This window comes from Pauljensenia sp. UMB1177 (genome assembly GCF_030217965.1).
Lineage (GTDB): Bacteria > Actinomycetota > Actinomycetes > Actinomycetales > Actinomycetaceae > Pauljensenia > Pauljensenia turicensis_A.
This window is the reverse complement of the sequence record NZ_JASOOV010000003.1, coordinates 252637-271155: the sequence shown is the minus strand read 5'-3', so window position 1 is coordinate 271155 and position 18519 is coordinate 252637. Positions and strand designations below refer to the sequence as shown.

General features: G+C 58.3%; 14 protein-coding genes. 9 read left to right on the top strand and 5 right to left on the bottom strand.

Annotated elements, in window-relative coordinates:
- Positions 1–45: 45 nt before the first annotated feature.
- Positions 46–687, bottom strand: coding sequence for a class I SAM-dependent DNA methyltransferase (locus QP442_RS05885; protein WP_103633504.1), 642 nt, complete (start codon positions 685–687; stop codon positions 46–48).
- 201 nt (positions 688–888) lie between these two features.
- On the opposite strand from QP442_RS05885, the gene QP442_RS05880 reads away from it, so the two are divergent.
- The gene (locus tag QP442_RS05880; protein WP_103633624.1) at positions 889–1947 is read left to right on the top strand and encodes a 3-isopropylmalate dehydrogenase; all 1059 of its coding nucleotides are present in this window, start codon (positions 889–891) and stop codon (positions 1945–1947) included.
- A gap of 108 nt (positions 1948–2055) precedes the next feature.
- Complete coding sequence (locus QP442_RS05875) at positions 2056–3204, top strand: branched-chain amino acid aminotransferase (RefSeq protein WP_103633505.1); 1149 nt, start codon at positions 2056–2058, stop codon at positions 3202–3204.
- Positions 3205–3325: 121 nt separating this feature from the next.
- Here QP442_RS05875 and QP442_RS05870 read toward each other — a convergent pair whose 3' ends face one another.
- Positions 3326–4519, bottom strand: coding sequence for a cobalamin-independent methionine synthase II family protein (locus tag QP442_RS05870; protein WP_103633506.1), 1194 nt, complete (start codon positions 4517–4519; stop codon positions 3326–3328).
- A 185-nt stretch (positions 4520–4704) separates the two neighbouring features.
- On the opposite strand from QP442_RS05870, the gene ilvD reads away from it, so the two are divergent.
- The 3 genes from ilvD (at position 4705) to QP442_RS05855 (ending at position 9428) form a co-directional block, all read left to right on the top strand.
- Complete coding sequence (ilvD, locus tag QP442_RS05865) at positions 4705–6576, top strand: dihydroxy-acid dehydratase (RefSeq protein ID WP_103633507.1); 1872 nt, start codon at positions 4705–4707, stop codon at positions 6574–6576.
- A gap of 124 nt (positions 6577–6700) precedes the next feature.
- Entirely contained in the window at positions 6701–8317 is a 1617-nt protein-coding gene (gene cimA, locus QP442_RS05860; RefSeq protein WP_006681790.1) for a citramalate synthase, read from the top strand.
- Positions 8318–8378: 61 nt separating this feature from the next.
- Entirely contained in the window at positions 8379–9428 is a 1050-nt protein-coding gene (locus QP442_RS05855) for a lipoate--protein ligase family protein (protein WP_103633508.1), read from the top strand.
- Between the two features lie 179 nt (positions 9429–9607).
- Here QP442_RS05855 and QP442_RS05850 read toward each other — a convergent pair whose 3' ends face one another.
- Entirely contained in the window at positions 9608–10303 is a 696-nt protein-coding gene (locus tag QP442_RS05850) for a YggS family pyridoxal phosphate-dependent enzyme (RefSeq protein ID WP_103633509.1), read from the bottom strand.
- A gap of 139 nt (positions 10304–10442) precedes the next feature.
- Between QP442_RS05850 and QP442_RS05845 the strand changes: the two genes are divergently transcribed.
- Positions 10443–10832, top strand: a complete 390-nt coding sequence (locus QP442_RS05845; RefSeq protein WP_103633510.1) for a YccF domain-containing protein — start codon at positions 10443–10445, stop codon at positions 10830–10832.
- A 14-nt stretch (positions 10833–10846) separates the two neighbouring features.
- Positions 10847–11359 (top strand): Cys-tRNA(Pro) deacylase, encoded by a 513-nt coding sequence (gene ybaK / locus QP442_RS05840; RefSeq protein ID WP_103633511.1) that lies wholly within the window; start codon positions 10847–10849, stop codon positions 11357–11359.
- A gap of 202 nt (positions 11360–11561) precedes the next feature.
- Here ybaK and QP442_RS05835 read toward each other — a convergent pair whose 3' ends face one another.
- Positions 11562–14222 (bottom strand): DEAD/DEAH box helicase, encoded by a 2661-nt coding sequence (locus QP442_RS05835; protein WP_103633512.1) that lies wholly within the window; start codon positions 14220–14222, stop codon positions 11562–11564.
- Between the two features lie 266 nt (positions 14223–14488).
- Between QP442_RS05835 and QP442_RS05830 the strand changes: the two genes are divergently transcribed.
- Complete coding sequence (locus QP442_RS05830) at positions 14489–15958, top strand: alanine/glycine:cation symporter family protein (protein ID WP_103633513.1); 1470 nt, start codon at positions 14489–14491, stop codon at positions 15956–15958.
- A 382-nt stretch (positions 15959–16340) separates the two neighbouring features.
- On the top strand, positions 16341–17120 hold the full coding sequence (locus tag QP442_RS05825) for a fumarylacetoacetate hydrolase family protein (protein ID WP_103633514.1): 780 nt from the start codon (positions 16341–16343) through the stop codon (positions 17118–17120).
- 115 nt (positions 17121–17235) lie between these two features.
- Here the strand turns inward: QP442_RS05825 and QP442_RS05820 are convergent, their stop codons facing one another.
- Positions 17236–18420: a MalY/PatB family protein gene (locus tag QP442_RS05820; RefSeq protein ID WP_103633515.1), complete on the bottom strand. Its 1185-nt coding sequence runs from the start codon at positions 18418–18420 to the stop codon at positions 17236–17238.
- Positions 18421–18519: the final 99 nt, after the last annotated feature.

Sequence of the window (18519 nt, the reverse complement as noted above, 5' to 3'; positions counted from 1 at the left end):
CCCTCAAGGTGGCCGCCACATGCATATACGAGTGGGGGGAATGAGCTAGCGTCGGGCTACCTGCGCAGTTGCAAGGAATACCGGGTAGTCACGCCCCGACTTCGAAATCGTCATCACCGTGGAGACGAGGATATTCTGGCAGCCACATTCGTGGAGCAACTGCTCAACGAGAGCACGTTCGGTGCCGTGATGAGCCGGAACAATATCTCCGTCAGCATGGTAGGAACCGTCGTCCGCATCCATATCCGCCAGAGCAACCCAGCCACCCGGCCGCGCTCGCTCCACAAGCGCACGGATCACCGAGCGCTGATCCTTCATATGATGCAGAGCCATCAGCGACACAATGACGTCATATTCCTGGGAGGGAACTTCGCTGACCCACTGCTCCGCGTCACAGAACAGGGCATCCATGCGATCATTCAGGCCGGCATCCGCAATGTTGCGGTGAGCAACTTCCAACATTCCCTGAGACGTATCACCCAGACTCACGTGATCGGCATGGGAGGACAGAGCCAGCCCCAGCAGCCCCGTCCCAGAACCGATATCGAGCCAGTGACCTCCCGAAGGGAGTCGTCGCATTATTTCTGAGGCGACGGTGCGTGCGCGTTCCCCGCGTACGGGAGAAGAATCCCACTGCTCCGCGTGGGCATCGAACGGAGAATTGGCCGTAGGAAAAGACGAAAGCATGGGAACAGTGTATAGGAGCCTGTCTAGGGCGTGCTGCCCGCTTGGGGCGTGAGGTGTGGAATGAAGAAGAGAAATGACGGCATCGAAAAGGAAAGGAGCGCGTGGGGAGGAATAGCGCAGGAGGATGTCCGCCTCGTCGGGGAAAGGATCCGCATGGCGGACGTTTCCGCGCACACAGACGCAGCTCAGCACACTGGATGTATGCGCACGATCAAATTGGCCGTGATTCCCGGCGACGGTATCGGTAAAGAGGTTGTTCCCGAAGGCCTGAAGGTTCTGACCAAGGTCCTTGAAGGTTCCGACCTGGAACTTGAAACGACTCAGTTCGATCTGGGCGCTGACCGCTGGCACCGCACCGGTGACACCCTGACCGACGAAGATCTTGAAGCAATCAGGGGAAACGACGTCATCCTTCTGGGTGCTGTTGGTGACCCGTCGGTTCCCTCCGGTGTCCTTGAGCGCGGTCTGTTGCTGAAGCTCCGCTTCGCTCTCGATCACTACGTGAACCTTCGTCCCTCGAAGTACTACGAAGGCGTTGCCTCGCCGCTACGCATTCCCGACAACACAGACTTCGTTGTTGTCCGTGAAGGCACGGAGGGCCTCTACTGTGGCAACGGCGGTGCCGTCCGCGTCGGCACCCCGCACGAGATCGCAACCGAGGTTTCAGTCAACACTGCTTTCGGTGTTGAGCGCGTTGTACGCTACGCGTTTGAAAAGGCCAACGCTCGGCCTCGTAAAAAACTTACTTTGGTGCACAAACACAATGTCCTCGTGAACGCCGGACACCTCTGGCGTCGCACAGTCGAAGCCGTCGGAGCCGAATACCCTGACGTCGCCGTCGACTACTGCCACGTTGACGCGGCCACGATCTACATGGTCACCGACCCGCAACGCTTTGACGTGATCGTCACCGACAACCTGTTCGGCGACATCCTCACCGACGAAGCGGGCGCAGTCACCGGTGGCATCGGCCTGGCCGCATCGGGCAATATCAACCCCGACGGCGCATTCCCGTCGATGTTTGAGCCCGTCCACGGCTCTGCGCCCGACATTGCAGGCCAGGGCAAGGCTGATCCGACTGCAACGATCTCCTCGGTCGCACTGCTGCTTGACCATATTGGCAAGCCGGAACTGGCAGCCAAGGTGGAAGCCGCCATCGAAAAGGACATGGCCGACCGCGCTGCCGCCGATAAGGCAGGCGCTCCGCTGGTTCGCTCCACCTCCGAAATCGGAGACGCGATCTGCGTGGCACTTGCCTGAGCGTATTCTCACCGACTGATGCTCGCCTAGGTTCACATGACGGAACCTTGGCGAGTATCGTCGTATCCACACATATCCTGGACGTAACGCCTACGAAGAGGAGAAATAATGGCGATCCAAGAGCATGTGCCTACTCAGCTGGAATCCTTGGCTGCTCAGCCGATTGGATCCGGTGACGAGCTTGCAGGTCGTTTCCCTCTTACCGTCAACCCGAATCCTGCGTCGCAGGCAGAATACGACGCGGTGATGAATGATCTGACCTTCGGCTGTCAGTTCACCGATCACATGGCCCACATGCGCTGGATCAAGGGTGAAGGTTGGACGGATCGTGGTGTGATTCCTTACGGTCCGCTGGATCTCACGCCGGGTGCTGCGGTTCTGCACTACTCGCAGTCCGTGTTTGAAGGCATCAAGGCGTACCGTCACGATGACGGGTCGATCTGGACCTTCCGCCCGACTTTCAATGCGGCGCGCATCAACCACTCGGCTCGTCGTCTGGCTCTGCCCGAGATGGATCGCGAAGACTTTGTCGCTTCCCTGGTTGACTACGTTCGCGCGGATTCAAAGTGGGTTCCCGAAGGCGATGGCACCAGCCTCTACCTTCGCCCGTTCATGTTCGCCTCCGAGGCATTCGTGGGTGTCCACGCCGCCCAGGTTGTCGACTACTACGTGATCGGCTCGCCGTCCGGCCCGTACTTCAAGTCCGGCCTCACCGGTGTTCCGATCTGGGTCGTGAAGGGCTATCACCGCGCTGGCCCGGGTGGCACGGGTGCCGCGAAGGCGGGTGGCAACTACGCTGCGTCCCTGATGCCGCAGGAAGTCGCTGCTGAAAAGGGCTTCTCGCAGGTCTGCTTCCTGGACACCTACGAGGAAAAGTATCTCGAAGAGCTCGGTGGCATGAACATGTTCGTCGTCATGGCTGACGGCACGATCCGTACGCCCGAACTGTCCGGTGTCATCCTTGAGGGTGGTACGCGTTCTGCAATCTGCCGTATGTTGCGCGAGCAGGGAACCGAGGTTCGTGAAGAAAAGATCGCTCTGGACGAACTGGTTGCGGGCATCCGCTCCGGCGCTGTTTCGGAGATCTTCGCGTGTGGCACGGCCGCCGTCATCACGCCGATTACTCGCCTTGCGAATGATGACTTCGATGTGGAGCTCCCCGTTGGTGAAAAGACGAAGGCTATCCACGCTGAGCTGACCGGTATCCAGATGGGTCACCGTCCGGATCCGTACAACTGGCTCTACCGTCTCGCTTGACTTTCACGTTTTTAACGTAGGGGCCTCGTTGATTTTTATCGACGAGGCCGCCTCCATATACAAGACTGGGCTGTGGGACTGAGTCCCACAGCCCTAAAGCCTTGTGAGGGGCGGAGTTGGATCACTGATCAGCCAGGCGTGCACCTTCAGTCAGTGATTCGAGCTTTGCCCATGCGATCGACGGGTAGACGCGGCCACCCAGGCCGCAGTCGGTCGATGCGACAACGCGTTCCTTGCCGACGATGTCGGTGAACTGGTGGATACGCTGGGCAACCAATTCGGGGTGCTCGACAACGTTTGTGGAGTGAGATACAACGCCCGGGATCAGGTACTTTCCTTCAGGAAGCTCGATGTCCTTCCAGATTGTCCACTCGTGAGCGTGGCGCGCATTCGCTGCCTCGAAGGTCAGGCCATTGGCGTTCACTGCAAGAGCGAGGTCGACGATGTCCTTGAACGGGATGTCCGTGGTGTGCGGGCCGTGCCAGGAACCCCAGCAGACGTGGAAACGGATGAGCTCGGGATCGATACCTGCAAGTGCGTGGTTCAGAGCATCGATACGGACTTGCTGGAAAGCGCGGTACTCCTCGAGTGAAGGGGCAACAGCGAACTGGTCCCAGCCCTCGGCAATATCCGGAGCATCGATCTGAACGGTCAGGCCTGAGTCGGTGATGCGCTTGTATTCCTCGCGAAGAACATCAGCGAGTGCCCACACGACGGCCTCGTCATCTTCATAGAAGGCGTTGGCGACGCGGGCGGCAGAGCCGGGGGAGATAGAGGCGATGAAGCCATCCTTCACGGACTTTCCAACAGCTTCGAGGGCTGCTTTCGTGCCGGCAATATCGGCGTTGACAGCGTCGGTGCCAATGTAGGTGAGTTCCGATGTGATCGTCGGGAAGACAACGGGATTCTTATTCGCAATGTGGATACCGGAATCCGGATCGGAGTAGGCGTCTTGGAAACGTTGCCAGTCTCGGCGCTCTGCGAAGGAAGAGTATGAAATGCGACCTTCGCGGCCTGCCGGAGGACGCACATCGAAACGAGCGGTCTCTTCAGCGGTCAGACCACCGAAACGGGAGAAGGAGTAGGTCCACCATGCGCCGTAGTCGACTGTGTCGAGCATCGCATGACCGTACTCGCCATCGTTAACGACCGAAATGCCGAGCTCAACCTGCTTGGCAATAACCTTGTTTGCTTCTTCCTGAAGAATCAGAGCAAACTCAGCGTCGGAGAGCTCACCCTTTGCGCGCTTCCAGTTCGCGTCGACAAGTTTGGGTGTGCGGGGGAGTGAACCCACATGGGTTGTACGGATAGTCACGTCGGTAATCCTTTCTAGCGACCGCGTCGTGAGTGAAAGATTACGTTTGGGTACGAGGCGTAGGCCGAGGCGTCCATTGGGTAGGCGAATGTGACAAACTGTCTGTTCACTCAATGACCTCGTCGGACGCGCGTCAACCAATCCTCTTAGGCTTAACGCATTACCTAATTACTGGGAGGACGCTCATGAGCAGGCAGCTTCGCTCCGCGACTTCAACGCAGGGCCGCAATATGGCTGGTGCCCGTGCGCTCTGGCGCGCGACGGGTATGAGAGATAGCGACTTCGGGAAGCCGATTATTGCCGTCGTTAACTCGTTCACCGAATTTGTGCCTGGACACGTCCACCTTCGTAACGTTGGCAAGCTTGTCGCTGACGCAATCGTTGAAGCTGGCGGCGTTGCCAAGGAAATGAACACGATTGCCGTCGATGATGGTATTGCGATGGGCCATGGTGGCATGCTCTACTCGCTCCCCAGCCGCGAGGTCATCTCCGACTCCGTTGAATACATGGTGAATGCCCACTGTGCGGACGCCATGGTCTGCATCTCCAACTGTGACAAGATCACGCCCGGCATGTTGATCGCTGCGATGCGCCTCAACATCCCCGTTGTTTTCGTCTCCGGCGGCCCAATGGAAGCTGGCAAGAACATCGATCCGTCCGTGATCATTGGCGACGCGAAGACCGGCCACGGCAACCTCATCACCGTTATGAATGCGACGGCGAACGACGAGGTTTCCGACGATGCGCTGCTCGCCATCGAGAAGCTTGCTTGCCCGACCTGTGGTTCCTGCTCTGGCATGTTCACCGCGAACTCGATGAACTGTCTGACCGAGGCCCTTGGCCTGTCGTTGCCCGGTAACGGTTCAACCCTCGCCACCCAGGTTGCTCGCCGCGACCTGTTCGTGCGCGCAGGCGAAATGATCGTTGACCTCTGCCACCGCTACTACGACGAGGAAGATGATTCCGTCCTGCCTCGCAACATCGCGAACAAGGATGCCTTCCACAACGCGATGACACTGGATATGGCGATGGGAGGATCCTCGAACACCGTCCTGCACCTGCTGGCAGTTGCGCACGAAGGCGGAATTGACTTCGACCTCGAAGACATCGCAGAACTGGGACGCACTGTCCCGTGCCTGTCCAAGGTTGCACCGAACCACAACGACTACCACATGGAAGATGTCCACCGAGCAGGCGGTATTCCGCGCATTCTTGGTGAACTTGACCGTGGTGGGTTCCTCACCCACACCGTCCACACCATCCACTCGCCGTCGCTGGACGAGTGGCTGGGAGCATGGGATCCGAAGTCGCCTACCGTCACCGACGAAGCGATCGAACTTTGGAAGGCTGCGCCTGGAAACGTGCGCACCACCGAACCGTTCTCTACCTCGAATAAGTGGGCTGAACTCGACCTCGATCAGGAAAATGGTTGCGTCCGCGATATCGAGCACGCCTACACCGCAAACGGTGGCCTGACCGTTCTCTTCGGCAACCTTGCCCCCGAAGGCGCCATCATCAAGGCAGCCGGTATTGACCCGTCTCTCTTCCACTTCGAAGGCCGAGCGCGCGTCATGGAATCCCAGGACGAAGCCATCGAAAAGATCCTCGACAAGACCGTCGAAGCTGGCGACGTTGTTGTCATTCGCTACGAGGGGCCCGCAGGGGGGCCGGGCATGCAGGAAATGCTCTACCCGACCTCCTTTATCAAGGGACGAGGCCTCGGTAAAGCCTGCGCCCTCATCACCGACGGTCGTTTCTCCGGCGGCACGTCTGGCATCTCCGTTGGACACATTTCGCCTGAGGCTGCTGACGGTGGTCTGATCGGCCTGATCGAAGACGGTGATCCGATCATCATCGACGTGAACGAGGGTCTTCTGCAGCTCGATGTCCCCGAAGAGGAAATCGAACGCCGTCGCGCCGCTCAGGAAGCACGCGAACACCCGTGGACTCCGCTGAACCGTGACCGCGTTGTCTCACCCGCACTGCAGCTCTACGCCGCAACGGCAATGAGCGCATCGAAGGGCGCAGCGCGCGACGTCTCGCGCGTCCTCCGTTGAACGTTGAATCAGTGGTCGCGGCCTCGTCGATTGTGATGAGGTCCCCCACCCATATCTGAACGGTCAGCCCAACACGACCTGACCAGACCAAAGCGCACACGCGCTGAACTCGAGGGAGCTGGCAATGAGCGAACACGTTGCCCTGTACGACACGACCTTGCGCGACGGAGCCCAACAGGAGGGCATTTCCCTGTCCGTCGCTGACAAGCTCGCAGCACTGCCCATTGTGGACGAGCTGGGCGTCGACTACATCGAAGGCGGATGGCCGGGCGCGATTCCGAAAGATACGCAGTTCTTCCAGCGTGCTCGCGGCATACAGTTGCATCACGCGCGCCTTACAGCCTTTGGTGCCACCACGAAAGCCGGCGTTCGGGCATCCGAGGATCGCCAGGTTGCTGGGCTTGCTGAATCAGGCGCATCGGTCGTCACGCTGGTTGCGAAGTCGGATCCTCGCCATGTGACGCGTGCGCTACGAACAACGCTCGAAGAAAACCTGCGCATGGTGCGTGACACCGTCGAATACCTGACGGGCGAAGGTATCGACGTCATGGTCGATCTGGAGCACTACTTCGACGGGCTCGCATTCGATCCTTCATATGGAATTGAAGTGATGCTCGAGGCCGCGCGCGCTGGAGCCGTCGCAGTTATTCCGTGCGACACGAACGGTGGAAACCTGCCGTCGACTATCGGTGCGCTGACAGCGCGTTCGCGTCAAGCTTTGGATGAGGTCGGGTGCGGTTTAACGGTGCTCGGCATTCACGCTCACAACGACACCGGGTGCGCGGTAGCGAACACCATTGCTGCCGTGGAAGCGGGGGCGCGTCAGGTCCAGGGTACAGTCAACGGCTACGGTGAACGCACCGGTAATGCGAACCTGCTAACGTGTGCGGCGAACCTGCAGATCAAGTGTGGTTTTGATGTGATCCCGGACGATGCGCTCTCGTCGCTGGACTCCGTGTCCCACCGCATTGCGGAGCTCGTGAACATCACGCCGTTCGCGCGCGACCCCTACGTTGGAACCTCGGCATTCGCACACAAGGCTGGCCTGCACGCATCCGCGATCCGCGTCGATCCCGATCTGTACCAGCACATCGATCCCGCCCTGGTAGGGAACGGCATGCGGATGCTGGTATCCGAAATGGCTGGAAAGTCCTCAATCGAGCTGAAGGCTGAGGAACTCGGCATCGACCTGACTGCTCTTCCGAATGCCGCGGGCGTGCTGGCGGCAAAGGTGAAAGAACGCGAAGCTGCCGGCTACACCTACGATGCTGCCGACGCTTCTTTCGAACTGCTGGCGCTGGGCGAACTTGGGCAGATGCCACGCTTCGTCCGCGTCGAGTCCTGGAAGGTGACGACTCAGGAAATCGCTGAAGTCAAGGGCGATCCCTTCGCCGAATCGGAAGCAACCGTCAAGATTCACACGGAACGCCGTCACATTCGAACGGCCGAAGGAAACGGCCCTGTGAATGCTCTCGACCGGGCACTCCGTCACGTGTTGACTCGCGACTATCCGGTGTGCGCGAGCTTCAAGCTCTCTGACTTCAAGGTGCGTATTTTGGACGAGGATCGTGCGGGCACCGACTCCACGATTCGCGTTCTGATTGAAACCACTGACGGACATCGCTCCTGGTCGACCGTTGGTATCGGTACGGATATTATCGAGGCCTCGTGGGAAGCGCTCTTCGACGCCTACATGTGGGGGCTGTTGCATTCGGGCGTGGCGCCACTGTTGCGTGAGTGAACTTCAGCTGAAAACGCTGGCACGATTCGCATTGCGGGGCGTGGCGGAGGACAATTAAGGCATGCATGGAGAGTACAAAGTTCCCGGTGGCAAGCTCGTCGTTGTTGACTGCGACGTGGAAAACGACTCGATAGTGAATGTGCGTCTCTCTGGCGACTTCTTCCTTGACCCCGATGATGCGCTACTGCGTATGACGGGCGCGCTTGAAGGTGCCCCCGCATCACTGTCGGGTGTTGAGATCGCATCGCGCGTTGAAGCTGGCCTGGATCCCGATGACGTTCTCATGGGTGTTACGCCCGCCGCTGTTGGCGTGGCCGTTCGTCGTGCTCTGGGACATGCGCTCTCTTGGGATGACATCGATTTCGAGGTCATTCACGGTCCCGTTGTCGACCCGATGATTAACGTTGCCATGGACGAGACACTGGTCGAAGATGTTGCGGCTGGTCGCCGTAAGCCGTTCATGCGACTCTGGGAATGGAACGGCCCGCAGGTTGTCATCGGTTCCTTCCAGTCCTACCAGAACGAGATCCAGCAGGATGGCGTCGAACGCTACGGCATTACCGTGTCCCGTCGCGTCACCGGCGGCGGCGCTATGTTCATGGAGCCCGGCAACTGCGTCACGTACTCGCTGGTCATTCCGACCGCTCTGGTTGAAGGAATGAGTTTCGAACAGTCATACCCTTTCCTGGACCAGTGGGTCATGGAAGTCCTGGCAAAGCTAGGCGTGAAGGCGAAGTACATTCCGCTGAATGACATTGCGTCCGAAGCGGGCAAGATCGGCGGTGCAGCACAAAAGCGCTGGTCAAACGGCTACATGGTTCACCACGTGACAATGGCCTACGACATCGACGCAGTGAAGATGAACGAGGTTCTGCGCATCGGCATGGAAAAGATCCGCGACAAAGGAACCCGTAGCGCTGTCAAGCGTGTTGACCCGATGCGCTCCCAGATCGGTCTGCCACGCGAGCAGATCCTCGACACCTTCTACGACCATTTCAAGACGAAGTACAACGCTACTGACGGTGAAATCACTGAAGCCGACATCCAGCGTGCGAAGGAACGGTGCGAAACGAAGTTCGCGACCTACGAGTGGGTGCACCGCATTCCGTGATTGGTCAGAGCTGTTCCCCGCGGCTTGTCTCAGTCGCGAGGATGTTGTCAAGAGCCAGTGATTATCGAGAGCTGAGAGACGTACTCAATCCCTCGCAGGAAACTCCGTTCTCCGCCGACTTCTCGAATCAGATCAAGGGTGAGATAGACAGGCGTCATGCTCATGTCCCAGTTTTGCACCTAGCCCAGGTGACGCGCCCCGAAAACGGCGGTGCCGACGCGGACGATTGTTGCGCCTTCAGCGATCGCCCAGTGAAGATCATTCGACATTCCCATCGACAGTTCCAGCTTGCTCATCGCGTACGAGACCTCGATTCGATCTCGGATCTCGCGAAGCAGTGCGTACGCGGAGCGAACATCAGCCTCGACAGGGGAATTCAGCCCAACTGTCATGAAGCCACTGAGCTTCAAGTGTTCTGACCTCACGACTGCCTCAACGACAGAATCAACGCCTGCCGGCTGGCACCCGTGTTTCGTGTCTTCACCGGACACGTTGACCTCGATGAAAACCGGCAGGGAAGTGGAAAGACGCTGGTCGATCTTCGCGGCGAGCGCTACAGAATCGAGGGATTCAATCAGATCGACGCACGCCAACGCTTGATTGATCTTGTTCGATTGCAGTGGTCCGATCAAGTGCACGTGAGAGCCGTCGACGCTACGGATAGCATCGACGGTATCTCGGGCTTCCTGAACGCGATTGTGGCCAAGCAAGATCGGCTGCCCAAGGTCTTTCAACAGCCGTGCCGCTTGCGCGCATTCCTCGGCGGATCGCGTCTTCACGGCAAGCTCGAGCGCAACTTTTTGCGATGCCCCATAGTGGGTGCGCGCAACCTCAATCCGTTCCAACGCGTGCTGAATTCCCGCCTGAATGTTCATAGGTGAATCGTACGGCAGTCCGGCCTCGTACCCCCTGAATAATCCCTGACTTGCTCTGAACAACTGGCTTTCGAAGAGCGCGCCCAACGCGCATGCGAGATAATTGATGCAGCTTCACCAACGACTTCAAGGAGACTTCGTGCGCACGCTGCTCAACATCATTTGGCTACTCTTCGGTGGCATCTGGCTTTGGCTGGGATACCTGCTGGCCGGCATCATCGCGTGCGTTTTCATTGTGACGATCCCGGCTGGCCTGGCGTGCTTCCGTATCGCACAGTACGTGCTCTGGCCGTTCGGACGTAGTGTTGTGCCTCTGCCACATGCGGGCGCGGGGTCGACTCTGATGAACGTCGTCTGGTTCCTGATCGCTGGACTCTGGCTCGCAATGGGGCACGTAGCAACAGCTGCTGCGCAAGCCGTAACGATCGTCGGTATTCCGGTGGCGCTTGCGAATCTGAAGATGATTCCGGTGACGTGCTTCCCGTTCGGAAAGACCGTGGTTTCTGATCCGCGCGCAGTAATCATCTGAGCAGGTGTATCCAAGTGGGGAAAAAGAAAGCGAATTCGAGTTCGCCGTCGGGTCCGACTCGTGCGATTGAAGCATTGAATAAGGCCGGGATTTCCTTCACCTTGCACGAATACGAGCATTCGCCCGAAGCCCGCACGTACGGTGGTGAAACGGTTGAGAAGCTCGGTGTTAATCCGGCGACTGCGTTTAAAACGCTGATGGTTAAACTGAATACCGGCGAGTTCGTTGTCGGGATTATCCCGGTTCTTCGTCATCTGTCGATGAAGCTGATCGCGAAGGCTGCAGGTGCGAAGAACGCTGAGATGGCGGATCCTGCTGTCGCGCAGCGTCGTACGGGATACGTGGTGGGCGGGATTTCTCCGCTGGGACAGACGACTTCGCACCGTTTATTTGTTGATGAGTCCTGTTTGGACCATGACACGATGATCGTGTCAGGTGGCAGGCGCGGCTATTCGGTGGAGTTGAGCCCGCTGGACTTTATCGATGTGTCAGGCGCCGAATGCGTTCCGCTGACTGCGATCGACTAGGTGAATACAGGCCCGGCGTCTGCTGAGCCGTTAGAGATGAAACCCTTGAAGCAGGCTTGCGATAGGAAACTCTCTCTTTTCTGCTGACCGAGCAAGCTTCAGATCATTCGTGCAGAAAGTGATCTGAGTAGTGGGACTTGTCAGGATCGAAGCTGTTGCAAGGTGAATCGTATCGAGGCTCTTGAGCTTGCCGGTGAACTTCTTAGTGCGGGCCTACGGACAGCAGGGTCAGCGCGACTCCGCCTTGGCGATCGGATTCAACAAGGTCGATCAGGGCGACGAGGCGCCAGTCGCCATCGCCATTCGGATCAAGCAGTGTCTGAGTCGCCAACCAATACGTGTGGTCACCGTCCGCCTCGGCGCCAGCAACCTCAAGATCTGCGGGGGAAGGGTGCTCATTCAATTCGCACAATGAGGCCGACCGGGCTTCCTGATCGATCCCGATCCAGTCATACTCCGCCCAGTAGCGCTCCAACACGTGATCCCAACGTTCTTCATCCCACCCGGAATCGGCGTCCTCGCGCGCCAGAGCTTCAACCGCGTCGCGGCTCATCAGTTCTACACGATGGAACATCGCCTTACGTACTGCCGTACGGAATGCATGCTTGTTCGTCGTAAACGCGATCGTTCCGTCCTCGTCAGCGCCGAACGCAACCTCGTTTCCAACCGTCTGTGTAGCAGAATTCGAGGCCTTGCCTTCAGCCAATGCCTCCCACTCGTCCAACAAGGAGGAGTCAACCGCACGAATCAGGCAAGCCAGCCAATCGATGATCGCCTCAACCTCGTCCGTCATCGCATCATCGGGAATAATCTGCTTCATGCCACGATATGCATCCGTCAAATAACGCAACAGCACGCCCTCGGAACGTCCCACGTCGTAACGAGAAATAAGCTCCGTGAATGTCATCGCGTTCTCAACCATCTCACGGACAACTGACTTCGGAGAAATCTCAAGATTCCCGATCCAAGGATTCGCCTTCACATAGGTTGCGAACGCCGACTCCAACAGATGAGCCAACGGCATCGGCCACGTTACCGATTCCAATGCTTCCATACGTTCGTCATACTCCATGCCCTCGGCCTTCATTGCGGCGACGGCCTCACCCTTGGCTACAGAACGCTGGGCAAAGAGCAGTGGACGAGGATCATCGAGAACCGATTCCACAACGGACAGAACATCAAGCGCATATGACGGCGAGTCAGGATCCAAGAGTTCAATCGCAGCAAGTGCAAACGGCGACAGTGGCTGATTCAATGCAAAATCATCGGGCAAATCAGTTGCCGCACGGAGCCTGGGACGATGTTCCTTCAACGCTTGAGCGGTAGAGACGTGCTCGACTACGCCCGCCTGCAACAACGAGGAGTAGATGTCGCCCAAGCGGCGAAGATGTGGGTTCGAGTCCTGGGGACGGTCATCGTTGCCCACGGCCAGCTCCACCAAATGGGCTCCAGGATCACGCCCTGCAACTTCCGCTCCGGCAAGAACATTCAAGACCATCGAGTGGGTCATTGAGAACTGTGAACGCAACTGTTCGGGCTGCTCTTGCGTCAAACGCGTGAACGTCGCCTTTGTCCACGAGATCGTTCCGTCGCCAGGACCCTTACTCTTCTTCGCATGCTTCTTCTGGGCGCGCTTCAACTCACGCACGTCGCGAGCCGCTTCCTGGGCCGCACTGAGCTTCGCGCGCTCGCGGGCAGCCTCAATCTCATGCTCAGGAGCAAGAACACGCACATAGCCGACGGTGTCGAAGCCAGCGCGACCTGCACGACCAGCAATTTGATGGAATTCACGTGCTGATAGGTGACGCATCTTGTTGCCATCGAACTTCACCAATGACGTCAACAACACCGTGCGAATGGGCACGTTGATACCAACACCAAGAGTGTCAGTTCCGCACACGATGGGGAGCAAGCCCTGCTGTGTGAGGCGCTCAACCAGTCGGCGATAGCGGGGGAGCATACCGGCATGGTGAATACCAATTCCCTGGGTGAGTAGAGACCGCAGAGTCTGACCGAATCCCTTCGCAAAGCTCACGGTTGCAAGCTCGGCGTTGATCTTCTTCTTTTGGTCATCGCTGATCAACGTGCGCTTATTAAATGATTGCGCAGTTGAAACGGCATCTTTCTGAGAAAAATGCACGATGTAGACCGGCCAGCGGCCCTCGTTGAACAGGCGCTCGACTGTGTCATCCAAACGATCGACAACATATTCAAATTCAAGAGGAACCGGGCGCTTCGCATTATCAATCAACGCGACCTCGCGTCCGGTGCGTTCCTGCCACGTACGACGGAAGAACGCGGTGTCACCAAGTGTCGCAGACATCGCGACAAACTGAGGTTTCGTGAGCTCCAGCAGGGGAATCTGCCATGCTGATCCTCGCTGCGGATCCCCGTAATAGTGGAACTCATCCATCACGATCATGTCCGCATCCAAGGATGGGCCTTCACGCAGAGACTGATTCGCCAAGATTTCAGCCGTGCAACAGATAATCGGCGCCAGAGGATTGAGGGACACGTCGCCCGTCACCATGCCAACGTTCTGCGCACCAAAAAGTGCGACCAGATCGAAGAACTTCTCTGAAACAAGAGCCTTCAGAGGCGCTGTGTAATACGAGCGCCCACCATTCGCCATCGACACGAAGTGCGCGGCCAACGCGATCATCGACTTGCCCGACCCCGTTGGGGTTGCAGCAATAATGTGCTTCCCGTCGAGGAGCTCAAGGAACGACTCTTCCTGATGCGGATACAATGGCCTGCCCGTTGAGGCCGCCCACGAAGTAAACGCTTCGTAGAGCGCATCAGGATCCTTCAACAGGCCATCGTCTTCCAACTGGTCCAGAAGTTCATTCAAGCTCGCTGTCATGGTCCCATTCTCCCAGAAAGACGACTGCCCCCAAACGCTCGTTATTAAATGTTTGGATAGAAGGGACAGGCGATGTGAGCCTGTGAATAACTGCCTGTTTAAGGAAACGCGTTCAACGATGAGCCTCGTACCCCGACAGCCAACTGGAAGTGCACCCAAGTGGTCACGTTGTGGATCGAAAAACGGGGAAAGCAGATCGTGTGCCATGCTTAGCGCGTCCCGTTAGCCGTAACCCACCACAGTGGTGGACAAGAAAGGAGTGCGACGTGGAAGACCTTGCAAATCAGATTCTGGCGGTCGCAGACTGGCTCACGTTACACGTGACAGTCTGGGTTCTCGTTGGCACCGGCCTTTTCCTGACCATCGTTTCTCGTGGTGTGCAACTGAGGCATTTCCCGTCGATGATTCGCGCTGTCACCGGCTCGCGTCAAGGCGCGAAGGGCGGCATCTCGTCCTTCCAGGCGTTCACGATTTCGCTCGCCGCCCGCGTCGGCGTCGGCAACGTGTTCGGCGTGGCAGCAGCTTTGCTGATGGGTGGTCCGGGCGCAATTTTCTGGATGTGGATCGTCGCCCTCGTCGGGATGGCGACCGCATTCTTCGAGGCAACGCTCGCGCAGGTCTTCAAAGTCCGCGTTGCTGACGGCACATTCCGTGGCGGTCCCGCGTACTACATTTCGCTCGGTATGAAGAACAAGGTACTTGCCTCAGTCTTCGCCGTTATCACCGTTGTCACCTGCGCATTCGTCATCACCTCCGTCCAGTCGAACGCCATCGCTGGAACCCTGCTCTCTGCACTTGGTGACGCCGGCTCTGAGCCCGTCATCGCTTCACTCACCCAGGCGCAGATCATCATCGGTGCCCTGCTGTTCGTCTTCTCCTCCATGGTCATCTTCGGCGGTATCCGCACAGTCGCCCGCGTGACCGAATGGATGGCCCCGATCATGGCCACGATCTACGTCATCATGGTCGCGGTCATCGTCATCGTGAACATCGGCCAGTTCGGAGCCGTCCTCGGCCAGATCTTCTCCTCCGCATTCGCGCCCCAGCCACTCGTTGGTGGCCTCGGTGGTGGCATTCTCGCCGCCCTGATCAACGGCACGAAGCGAGGCCTCTTCTCGAACGAAGCCGGCCAGGGCACTGCCCCGAACGCCGCTGCAACCGCGACTGTTGCGCACCCCGTGTCCCAGGGGCTCATTCAGTCCCTCGGCGTTTTCATCGATACGGTCATCGTGTGTACCGCCACCGCGTTCGTCATCCTGATCGCAGGCCCGGATGTCTGGGGAGCCGAGGGGATCAGTCCCGCAAACCTGACCTCCGTGGCCGTCGCGAACGAGCTCGGTCAATGGACCATCATGCCGATGGCCGTCCTCATCTTCGTCCTCGCGTACTCGTCGATCATCGCCGCCTACGTCTACTCCGAAACGAACATGACGTTCGTGACCGGCAAGAAGTGGGCAACCTGGACCGTTCGCGTTATCTCCGTCGGGTCCGTTGTCCTCGGTGCGCTGGTCTCGCTGGACCTGGTCTGGAACGCCGTCGATATTGCGATGGCCATCATGACCGTCACCAACCTGATCGCCCTGCTCTGGCTCTCGAAGTGGGGCCTGGGTGCACTGCGCGACTACGAAGCTCAGCGCAAGGCCGGCGTCGAGATCCCCGTTTTCGTCGGCACGGACAATCCGCTACTTCCCGGCGACCTGCCGACCGACACTTGGGCCGAGGAAAAAGTCTCCTGATGCCACGCGATTGGACTTCCCATCCGCCTTCGAAGTTGCTTGCTGAAACGGCTTCGTATTGACGAAGCCCATCAGAAAGCCATCCTGGCTCAACGCCGGTGCTCCGGGCTCATGCCCGAGGCACCGGCGTTTTACCACACTGTTCACCTTCAGATCGACGAGATCGCCACCGCTTTGTAGGCAATCCCCTCAAGTTCAGACAATTGCGTGTTGTGTGGATTCCACCGACTACGTCGGCGGGTCCAACGCGCCACGCAAAACTTGCCCTCGGGGACAACCTGCCTCCGCGGCGGCATATCCTGCTGGCCGCACGGTGCCCTGAACATTGCCAGCGTGTGTGCCCTGTTCCGACAAAAAGGCGCTCGCGGTTTAGGCTTTGACTATGAAGATCGTGCGTTTTTCTGACGGTGACTCACCACGTTATGGAGCCCTTGAAGATGGCTCAACCCGAATCGTTGTCCTGAAGGGCGACCCGCTGTTCAATCCGGTTGAGCCCGATGGGCGAATCGTTGAGCTTGATGAAGTCCGCTTGCTTTCTCCGGTCATTCCGCGTTCCAAGGTCGTTGCGATCGGTAAGAACTACGCCGATCATGCGCGCGAAATGGGAGGCGAAGCCCCGGATATGCCGGTCGTCTTCTTGAAGCCGAACACCTCTGTCATCGGCCCCGATGATCCGATCGTTCGCCCGTCCTGGTGCGATGAACTGCATCATGAAGGCGAGCTCGCAGTCATTATTAAGTCCCTGGCAAAGGATGTTCCGGTTGAGGACGTCGACAAGGTCATCCTTGGATACACCATTGCAAACGATGTGACCGCTCGTGATATTCAGCGAGCCGACTCGCAGTGGACTCGCGCAAAGGGCTTCGACACGTCCTGCCCGCTGGGGCCCTGGATCACCGTTGACCCGAACTTGGATATCAACAACCTGCGGATCACGACCACGGTCGATGGCGAAGTTCGCCAAGACGATACGACCGCCAACATGATCCACAATGTTGCGGAACTTCTCTCCTACGTGTCGTCGATCTTCACGCTATTGCCCGGCGATGTCATCATCACCGGAACCCCCAAGGGGGTCAGCGAAATGAAACCCGGTCAAACCGTTGAGGTCACCATCGAAGGCATCGGCACCCTTCGCAACACGGTTCGAGACCCCGAATAGTATCGCCCCTTTTACCTGTTAAACCTGTGGGGAGCAGTTCATTGAACTGCTCCCCACAGGTCTGTTTTTAGGTGCTTGGCCCTGTCAATCGCCAGAAAGCCAGCCGGTTAAAAAATCAGCCCAGACGTGCACCCGCGACCAAAGCGAGAACGCGGTCGATCATCTCCGCAATTGTTTCGTGCGAGCATGCCAGGTTGAAGCGCGCCCAATCGGCGTAGTCGGCGCCCAGAGTCTTACCGTCATTGACTGCGATTCCGGCTTGCTCGCGCAGAGCGATCGCAGGTGAAGGATTCAGGCCTAAGCCCGCGAATCCCAACCACGACAAGTACGTGCCCTGCGGGCGAACGAAATCAATGGGGGAGTGTGCGATCGCAGCCTCGAGTGCATCGACGTTCAAGCGAATATAGTCGCGGACTTCGTCGAGCCACTCGACACCATTCTCGTAGGCTTCGATCGTGCCAACAGTACCGATCGTCGAAGCGTGGACATGCAGTTTTTGACCCTGCTCATCCCAGCGCTCACGAAGCGCCTCGTCGGGAAGAATCACTTGAGCGGACGGAAGCCCCGCGATATTCCACCCCTTCGACGCGGCGGTCGCCGTCACCGTGTGCGCGGCAAAACGCGGATCAAGACGAGCGTAGGAGAGGAAAGGAACCTCGTCGAGGACCAGGGGAGAATGGATCTCGTCGCTGAACACGAGAGCGTCATACTGGCTGACCAGCTCGCCGAGCGCACGAAGTTCAGCTTCGTCAAAAACACGGCCGGTCGGATTCCACGGGTTGCAGAGAATCACGAGGCCCGCGCCAGCCTCAAGACCTGTTTTGATGCCCTCCAGATCGAGCGCCCAACCCTTGCCACCGGCAGTATCGCCGTGAAGGGAGGGAACCTCGATAACGGGGTGGCCAGCCTCGGTGGGCATTGAAAGGAAAGGCATATAAGCCGGCGTCGGAACGATCACCGGCGTACCCGGGCGCATCAACTTGGTCATCGTCAGTTCCAATGCGGGGAGAACGGACGTCACGAGACGAACCTGGTCTGGGCGCAGATCCCAGCCGAAACGACGCTTTTGGAAAGAGGCGGTTGCTTCAGCAAGCTTCGGTGCCAACCACGACGGCTGGTAGCCCAATAGTCCATCATTGATGCAATCCGTCATCGCCTTCGCGACGCTGGGAGCAGTACCGAAATCCATCTCGGCAACCCACGCGCCGATCGTGGGGGAGCCATCCTTGCGGGTCATCCCCGTCCATTTCAACGAGCCCACGCGATGAAGCTCAGCATCAGTAAAGGTACGAATTGGCACGATTGCTCCTTTATCGGGTCGCCGAAGCAGGCATCGATACCCTCTGATGCCTGCCGAGAAAATGACGTATTGGGAACAAGCCTAGCCCCGACGAAAAAT

Coding starts and splice junctions, on each gene's coding strand:
- QP442_RS05855 (WP_103633508.1), top strand. CDS start 8,379: ATGCATGGAGAGTACAAAGTTCCCGGTGGCAAGCTCGTCGTTGTTGAC.
- cimA (WP_006681790.1), top strand. CDS start 6,701: ATGAGCGAACACGTTGCCCTGTACGACACGACCTTGCGCGACGGAGCC.
- QP442_RS05825 (WP_103633514.1), top strand. CDS start 16,341: ATGAAGATCGTGCGTTTTTCTGACGGTGACTCACCACGTTATGGAGCC.
- QP442_RS05850 (WP_103633509.1), bottom strand. CDS start 10,303: ATGAACATTCAGGCGGGAATTCAGCACGCGTTGGAACGGATTGAGGTT.
- QP442_RS05835 (WP_103633512.1), bottom strand. CDS start 14,222: ATGACAGCGAGCTTGAATGAACTTCTGGACCAGTTGGAAGACGATGGC.
- QP442_RS05880 (WP_103633624.1), top strand. CDS start 889: ATGCGCACGATCAAATTGGCCGTGATTCCCGGCGACGGTATCGGTAAA.
- ilvD (WP_103633507.1), top strand. CDS start 4,705: ATGAGCAGGCAGCTTCGCTCCGCGACTTCAACGCAGGGCCGCAATATG.
- QP442_RS05875 (WP_103633505.1), top strand. CDS start 2,056: ATGGCGATCCAAGAGCATGTGCCTACTCAGCTGGAATCCTTGGCTGCT.
- QP442_RS05885 (WP_103633504.1), bottom strand. CDS start 687: ATGCTTTCGTCTTTTCCTACGGCCAATTCTCCGTTCGATGCCCACGCG.